Annotated in this window: 12 protein-coding genes; all 12 read left to right on the top strand. The window is 43.4% G+C overall.

Annotation, left to right across the window (positions count from 1 at the left end):
- The first annotated feature begins 87 nt into the window (after positions 1-87).
- The 12 genes from KTE19_RS14175 to KTE19_RS11685 all read left to right on the top strand — a co-directional run bounded on the left by KTE19_RS14175 (position 88) and on the right by KTE19_RS11685 (position 6,227).
- Positions 88-210: a hypothetical protein gene (locus KTE19_RS14175; protein ID WP_283817085.1), complete on the top strand. Its 123-nt coding sequence runs from the start codon at positions 88-90 to the stop codon at positions 208-210.
- A 14-nt stretch (positions 211-224) separates the two neighbouring features.
- The gene (locus KTE19_RS11735) at positions 225-464 is read left to right on the top strand and encodes a hypothetical protein (RefSeq protein ID WP_217342353.1); all 240 of its coding nucleotides are present in this window, start codon (positions 225-227) and stop codon (positions 462-464) included.
- 140 nt (positions 465-604) lie between these two features.
- Positions 605-781: a hypothetical protein gene (locus KTE19_RS11730; protein ID WP_217342352.1), complete on the top strand. Its 177-nt coding sequence runs from the start codon at positions 605-607 to the stop codon at positions 779-781.
- Positions 782-783: 2 nt separating this feature from the next.
- Positions 784-1,362 (top strand): host-nuclease inhibitor Gam family protein, encoded by a 579-nt coding sequence (locus tag KTE19_RS11725; protein ID WP_217342351.1) that lies wholly within the window; start codon positions 784-786, stop codon positions 1,360-1,362.
- Entirely contained in the window at positions 1,359-2,075 is a 717-nt protein-coding gene (locus KTE19_RS11720) for an ERF family protein (protein ID WP_217162863.1), read from the top strand. Before KTE19_RS11725 ends, KTE19_RS11720 begins: the two co-directional genes overlap by 4 nt.
- Before the next feature lie 2 nt (positions 2,076-2,077).
- Positions 2,078-2,353, top strand: a complete 276-nt coding sequence (locus KTE19_RS11715) for a hypothetical protein (protein ID WP_217162861.1) — start codon at positions 2,078-2,080, stop codon at positions 2,351-2,353.
- A gap of 18 nt (positions 2,354-2,371) precedes the next feature.
- Positions 2,372-3,244 (top strand): hypothetical protein, encoded by an 873-nt coding sequence (locus tag KTE19_RS11710; RefSeq protein ID WP_217342350.1) that lies wholly within the window; start codon positions 2,372-2,374, stop codon positions 3,242-3,244.
- A complete protein-coding gene (locus tag KTE19_RS11705) occupies positions 3,241-4,524 on the top strand; it encodes a DnaB-like helicase C-terminal domain-containing protein (RefSeq protein ID WP_249778653.1) in 1,284 nt (427 codons plus the stop codon). The genes KTE19_RS11710 and KTE19_RS11705 overlap by 4 nt, the downstream gene beginning before the upstream one ends.
- Entirely contained in the window at positions 4,517-4,912 is a 396-nt protein-coding gene (locus KTE19_RS11700) for a hypothetical protein (RefSeq protein ID WP_217342349.1), read from the top strand. Before KTE19_RS11705 ends, KTE19_RS11700 begins: the two co-directional genes overlap by 8 nt.
- Before the next feature lie 11 nt (positions 4,913-4,923).
- Entirely contained in the window at positions 4,924-5,076 is a 153-nt protein-coding gene (locus KTE19_RS11695) for a hypothetical protein (RefSeq protein WP_217342348.1), read from the top strand.
- Positions 5,069-5,485: a single-stranded DNA-binding protein gene (locus KTE19_RS11690; protein WP_217162850.1), complete on the top strand. Its 417-nt coding sequence runs from the start codon at positions 5,069-5,071 to the stop codon at positions 5,483-5,485. The genes KTE19_RS11695 and KTE19_RS11690 overlap by 8 nt, the downstream gene beginning before the upstream one ends.
- 58 nt (positions 5,486-5,543) lie before the next feature.
- A complete protein-coding gene (locus KTE19_RS11685) occupies positions 5,544-6,227 on the top strand; it encodes a putative HNHc nuclease (RefSeq protein ID WP_217342347.1) in 684 nt (227 codons plus the stop codon).
- Positions 6,228-6,317 lie beyond the last annotated feature (90 nt).

Below are 6,317 nucleotides of genomic sequence, written 5' to 3'. Positions count from 1 at the left end.
TAAGAAGCGGCCGCTATATCCAGCACCAGCTGTTGAAAAATGGATTCATAGCCACATCGTGTACGGATTTTAAGGAGGTGATAAGAAATGCTAGTTGTTCCAATGTGGTTACAAGTTGCATTACTAGCAGCTCTAAGTTTCTGGGTTGGCACGCAGTACGTTGCTTGGAAGCAAGATCGTAAAAATTATTGGAAACAATGGTTTGACTAAAGGAGGAAAACATCATGAAACCAGGAAAAATCGAAATTAGAAATCTTAACGCTGACACACCGGCAATTTTCCGATCAGAAAATTTAGAGCCTACCGAAATTGTTCTCCATCTTATGTTTTCGATCGTCAAGATTTCCCAGCACTATAACGTACCAATGGCTGCACTAGAAGCAATGCTTCAACAAATGGTGGCCGACCCGGATGTTCGCAATATCGGTGAACTTCAAGAGGGGTTAACGAATTATGATGACTAATCCAGATACAGAAAAAAGCACCCAACAGCGGCCACTGTCAGATGCTACGAAAGAAAAGTTGTTCAGATTTCAAAACATTCTATACATCAAGTATAGACCACGACGAAGCTGGACGCAACGGATTATGGGGGTGTTGGGACATGGAAAAAACAATTACTAAGGATGTCGTTTATGCACGGATTCGTGTGGCTGGTTTAAAACGAGCCATTGATGATGAACCAAGCGCGGATGTTAAAGCAGCTATGCTGACCTATTTGCGCCGTGAGGAAGATCATTTGAGCGATTATGCAGTGACTGGAATTTATGAGGAGGAATAAGAATGAGTGCTTTGTCAAAACTAGATTTAGAGAATGACGAACAAACAACTGAGAAGCCTAAATTTGAAGTTCATGATTTGAGTTCAGCTACCTGGGTGATGCGTAAGCTCCGTGACTTCGATGACCAAGATGCTGAAGTTAAGCAAGCGGCTAAAGAACAAATCGAGGACCTCGAAAAACAAATCGAGGACATCGAAAAATGGCAACAGAAAGAACTCGACAAGAATGAATCAAGTCGCGAGGACATGCAAGGATTGCTATCCGATTATTTGCATGAGTTACGTCAAAGTGATAAGAAAGCTAAGATCTCAACACCTTATGGGACGGTTTCAACCCGCAAACAACGGGAGGGCGTTAACTGGCCAAACGATAAGAAGCTAATCCAAAGTTTAACTGATCAAGGGTTAACCGATTTTCTCAAACCAAACCCGAAGCCGGATAAGGAAGCTATCAAGAAGAACTTCCACTTTGTCGGTGATCACTACATCAGTGATGACGGAGTAATTTTGGATGGCCCAACCATCAAGCCGGCTACCGAAAAGACAACCTTCAAATTTAACAGAAAGGCGGTAATCAAATGAAGTCAAGTGAGTCAATTAAAACTATTGCAGCAGCCATGAATGCCGTTCGTAAGGATATCAAGCAACCTGAAAAGAATGCTAAGAATCCGTTTTTCAAATCCGATTATGTAACACTCGAAGGTGTCGTTGATGCCATCGACAAGGCTCTGCCGAAAGGATTCAGCTATACACAGGAAGTTGCCAGTGAAGGTAATCAAGTATCGGTATCAACCATCTTGATGTCAGACAGCGGCGAATGGATTCAATTTGAACCGTTGACCATGCCAGTTACTAAGAATGACGCTCAGGCGTTTGGATCGGCTGAAACTTATGCCCGCCGTTACAGCTTATCCGCCATCTTTGGCGTTACCAGTGATCTTGACGACGATGGCAATAAGGCTACCAAGTCAGCACCTAAAGAGCAGCCACGCAAGCAAGCACGTACTAGACGACCAGCTAATCAAAAACCTGATCCAAACGCCAAAGCCAAGCAAGACTTGAAAGCCCGGTTAAAGGCTATCAGTACTGAAATGAAGATTGCTGAAAAGAAGTTGCTCGTCAACGCTGCTGGGAAAGCCAAGGTCAAGGATCTTAGCCATATGACGAAAGAAGATATCAATGCTTTGGATCATGAGTTGACCACCGAGTTGATGGAATTTCGTCAGAACCAGAAGAAGCGGGAAGGTAAAACTTCCGAAGCTGGCGACGATTTCTTAGATGATTTGGAGGTCTGATCATGAATATTGAAAAGCAACACATGGCCTTCTTTGATCACAAATATCCAAGCAAGTTAGGAACAAAAGCCGCTGTTCTTTGGCTGGCTATGACAAGTTTAACTTTAGACTTTCCAGAACAACATGAATATGTTTTTCCCATGCAAAAACTCAAAATACTAAGTGGCGAATCAGAAAAGAAAGTTGTCCAAGGATTTCTCAAATTAAGGGATGCCTGCCTCATAACCGGGACTTGCAATCATGAGGGGTGTCGCGTTAGTTTCACCAGACTTTATTAACTGAAAGGAGGGATTGCTTTGAATTATATGAACCAGTTAAATACCTTTTGGCGAATCGAACAGGTGTTGAATTTAACTCCTTCTGCCAGTTATCTATATATGCGAATGCTAAATATTTATAACGGCTTACATTGGGCTAAATCAATAACACCAGCGGAAAATTTCGTTAAAGGTAATTTAAAACACGGTGCATTTGTCAAAGCACGCAAGCTCCTGATCAATAAAGGATTGATTGAATACAAGTCCAGAGGTGCTAATCGATCTGCTCGCTATGAGATTTTTGAATTAACTGATGAAAGAGTGCAGTCACTATTTGACCACAGTAGTGACCACACTCGTGACTGCACTAGTAACCACAGTAGTGACCGCAAAAGTGACCACAGTAGTGACCCATATAAAAGACGAGACGAGACGAATAAAGAAAAGAATAAAGAAAAGGCTGCACCTAATAAAAACGGTGCAGGTTCGCTCGAAGTTAATTTTAATAAGCTTTGGAAACTTTATCCTAGCAAAAAGGGTAGGAAGAAAGCCTTGGAATCCTACAAACGGTCTATCAAAAAAGGTGTAACCAACAAAGAGATTCAGGACGGTATTGTGGCACTGATTAAGCACACCGATCCTAAGTTTTATCCCAATGGGAGCACATGGTTTAACGGAGAACGTTGGACAGATTCTTATGATTCTCCTGAGCCACCAAGGGTTTCAGAACCTTCTGACTTTGAGAAGTCAGTTGCTAGACAGCGAAAACGAGATCTGATCTACAACGCCTATTCGAAATATGGCAACGATTTGGATAAGGCCATGTCAGAGATCAAACAGACTTATCCAGATATCACGTTTGAAGAAGCCGATAAAGTTGTTAATCCACCAGAGCTAAGAGGTGTCCAATGATGCAAACAAATCGAGTAGTGCCAGATGTTGAGCGCAAAGCGATGTGGTTCCTAATCAACCAACCACAAGTCTTGAACTCTGAAACGGTTGACGAAAAATGGTTCAGCAACAACAGCTATCGGATTCTTGCCAGTTACATCAACCTGTGGGCCGGTCAATATGACAATGCCGATCAGATTGCGGCGGCGTTCGGTGATACGCCATTTGGCAAACAGCTAAATGTGCAGGGAATTTTCAAATCGATTCAGTCAGTTAGGATCCCAACCGATGCGCACGGTACCTTTCAGCAACTGCGTCAAGAATTTTACAAGGCTGAGATTAAGTCAGCGGCTATGAATGTTTTTAAAGATCCATCCAGTTTCAATATGGATCACCTTGACGAACTGCGAAAGCAAGCCAACCAGAAAGATGATGCCACTGATAACGTAGCTTACAAGATGGCTGATGACGCCTTACGAGAGTTGGAAAGTCCACAAGCCCATTTTCTCAAGACTTATCCTGATCTTGACGATCTCTTGGGTGGTGGCTTAACTGCCAATCAACTCATGATCATTGGTGCTAGACCATCTGTTGGAAAGACAGCGTTTGCGTTGAATTTAGGGATGAACGCCATTTTGCAGAACCCTAATTTGACGGTTGAAATTTTCTCGCTCGAAATGAGTTCCAAGCAAAATATGCGCCGGGTGTACTCATCCATGTCCAACATTCCGTTGAACTTTTGGAAAAATCCAGCAGTGCGCATGTCCGCTGACCAGAAGAAGCAAGCTGCCGACACGATCAAACAAATTGCACAGCTTCACTTTTGGTCAAATGACCGGTTAATCAGCATCGACGATATTGCTAGTGTGATCAAACAGCATGCCCAACGATTGGGATCCGGTAACTACTTGCCGATTGTCGATCATATTGGGCTGGTTGCAACGGATAACCCAAAGCAAGACACTCGTCAAGCACTTGAAGAAGTTTCCCGGCGGCTAAAGATCTTGACTCAGACATTGAAGATTCCATTGATTGCTTTGAGCCAGCTTAATCGAGGTGTTGAGTCTCGCCAGAGTAACGAGCCATTCCTAAGTGACTTGCGAGAAACCGGAGCTATTGAGCAAGATGCTAATATCGTTGGATTCTTGTGGCGGCCTAGTGATGATCCTGACGATCAGAATTTGAATTTGTCGATCAAGAAGAACCGAGATGGTTCACTTGGCAAGATTGAATTCTACTTCCAGAAAAATGTGCAAAAGATTGTTGAGGTGAACAAACATGCCGAAGCCGTACATGAATAAACAAGAAATCAAAGAAACCTTTCAGAAAAATGATCTGCATGTGACTCAGGCCGTTAAGATTCTGCTAAAGCAAGCGTCACTGTACGCAAAACGGATCAAAGTTTTTAAGGAATCTGATGAAAAACTAAATGCTGACAAAATTGCTGAATGCGAGGAACAGCGTGCTAAGTATATCTACAAAGCGATTGCAACGGCTATTAAAGAGAAACAGCAGCATTGGCGGTTCATCGAGGATCAGCGGTATTACAACGATAAATTTAACGACAAGTACGGCGATATTGATTTCGCCACGAACTGGAATGACATTGAGCGATTGGCTTTTATCTACCGCTTGGGATTACTAGAAAAGAATCAAAAAGAAAAAGGTGCGTTGGAAAACGTGGAATAGGGGTAATGGAAATGAAACGTCCAAATGATATTTCAGATTTAGAAATTGCTAGAAAATGCAACACCTTTGTTGATCAGGTTCAAAAAATTGCCGGAGAAGATCATGCGATCTTTGCTGTAAACATTGAAAATGGTAAATATGGAGAGGTGAAGACTAATGCGTAATATGGCAATCACCGGCAACATCGGAAAAGATCCACAAACGAGACAGGTTGGTAACAGCGAGGTCGCTGACTTTACGATTGCCGTTCGTCAGAATCGACCAGATCGCAACGGTAACTATGGCGTTGACTGGGTGCGGTGCTCCGTCTTTGGCAAGCGTGCTGATACGATCATGAAGTATTTTCACAAAGGTGACAACGTGGCGGTTTCTGGTCAATGGTCAGTTAACCAGTGGACGAACCAGCAGGGTGAACCGCAATTCGCAGTGGAGTTGAATGTGAATGACTTTGATTTACCACAACGGCCACGACAACAACGGTCAAGCAACCAGAACAATCAATCAGAAAGTGGCGATCCGTTTGCTAATTCTGGTGATTCGATCGATATTCCTGATGACGCGTTGCCATTCTGATTTGGAGTTTATCCGATACAGTCGTGATTCACAAAAATGTTAGTGACGAGGTGTTTAGATGTTTGGCAAACTCAAAGCAATTAAGGGTGACGAAATCACTATCAAGCTTGATGATGAGCTGAATATGTACCGGCTGAAACGGTTTGCCAACCACAAACAGCCAACGATTGAGTTGCAGCTTGATGATGGTCGCCAGATCTCACCAGACCAGCGTAAGAAGATCTTTGCCATGCTACGGGATATGGCCGCATATACCGGCTATGACGTGCAGGACATGGAACAGTGGATGAAATACTTCTACTACGCCAAAACGGGTGCAGAGAGCTTCTCAATGAGTGATTGCAGTATGGATCAAGCAAATAAGTTCCTGACCTTTATACTCGACTTCTGTTTTGAGAATGGGATTCCGTTCAAAACGAAGACATGGGATGCCATTCCTGATACTTACCCGAAAGCTGTCCAGTGCTTACGTCATCGGCAGTGTGTGATTTGTGGCAAGCTGCATAGCGACATCGATCACTTCACGCCGGTAGGCAGAGGTAGTCGCAAGCTAGTGGATCATCGCAAACTGTACTTTGAGTGTCTCTGCCGTGAGCATCACACCGAGCGCCATCAGATGGGTGCTAAGAGCTTCATCGAGAAATATCACATACGGCCAATTAAGTTGTCAGAAGATGACTTGATTGCGCTGCATATCATGACACGGAAACGAATGGACGAAATTGATGAAGGGATGATCTAAATGACAAACTATCCCACAGGTGTCCAAGAGCCGCCTGGGTCGGCAATTAAATTGCCAAGAAAGGGCAATAAGTTCAACGCCCACAAAATG

Origin of the sequence: Lentilactobacillus dabitei (assembly GCF_019061365.1) — a bacterium.
GTDB classification, from domain to species: domain Bacteria; phylum Bacillota; class Bacilli; order Lactobacillales; family Lactobacillaceae; genus Lentilactobacillus; species Lentilactobacillus dabitei.
The sequence above is the reverse complement of the archived record's forward strand: the minus strand, read 5'-3'. Positions and strand labels throughout refer to the sequence as shown.

Coding starts and splice junctions, on each gene's coding strand:
- KTE19_RS14175 (WP_283817085.1), top strand. CDS start 88: ATGCTAGTTGTTCCAATGTGGTTACAAGTTGCATTACTAGCAGCTCTA.
- KTE19_RS11735 (WP_217342353.1), top strand. CDS start 225: ATGAAACCAGGAAAAATCGAAATTAGAAATCTTAACGCTGACACACCG.
- KTE19_RS11730 (WP_217342352.1), top strand. CDS start 605: ATGGAAAAAACAATTACTAAGGATGTCGTTTATGCACGGATTCGTGTG.
- KTE19_RS11725 (WP_217342351.1), top strand. CDS start 784: ATGAGTGCTTTGTCAAAACTAGATTTAGAGAATGACGAACAAACAACT.
- KTE19_RS11720 (WP_217162863.1), top strand. CDS start 1,359: ATGAAGTCAAGTGAGTCAATTAAAACTATTGCAGCAGCCATGAATGCC.
- KTE19_RS11715 (WP_217162861.1), top strand. CDS start 2,078: ATGAATATTGAAAAGCAACACATGGCCTTCTTTGATCACAAATATCCA.
- KTE19_RS11705 (WP_249778653.1), top strand. CDS start 3,241: ATGATGCAAACAAATCGAGTAGTGCCAGATGTTGAGCGCAAAGCGATG.
- KTE19_RS11700 (WP_217342349.1), top strand. CDS start 4,517: ATGAATAAACAAGAAATCAAAGAAACCTTTCAGAAAAATGATCTGCAT.
- KTE19_RS11695 (WP_217342348.1), top strand. CDS start 4,924: ATGAAACGTCCAAATGATATTTCAGATTTAGAAATTGCTAGAAAATGC.
- KTE19_RS11690 (WP_217162850.1), top strand. CDS start 5,069: ATGCGTAATATGGCAATCACCGGCAACATCGGAAAAGATCCACAAACG.
- KTE19_RS11685 (WP_217342347.1), top strand. CDS start 5,544: ATGTTTGGCAAACTCAAAGCAATTAAGGGTGACGAAATCACTATCAAG.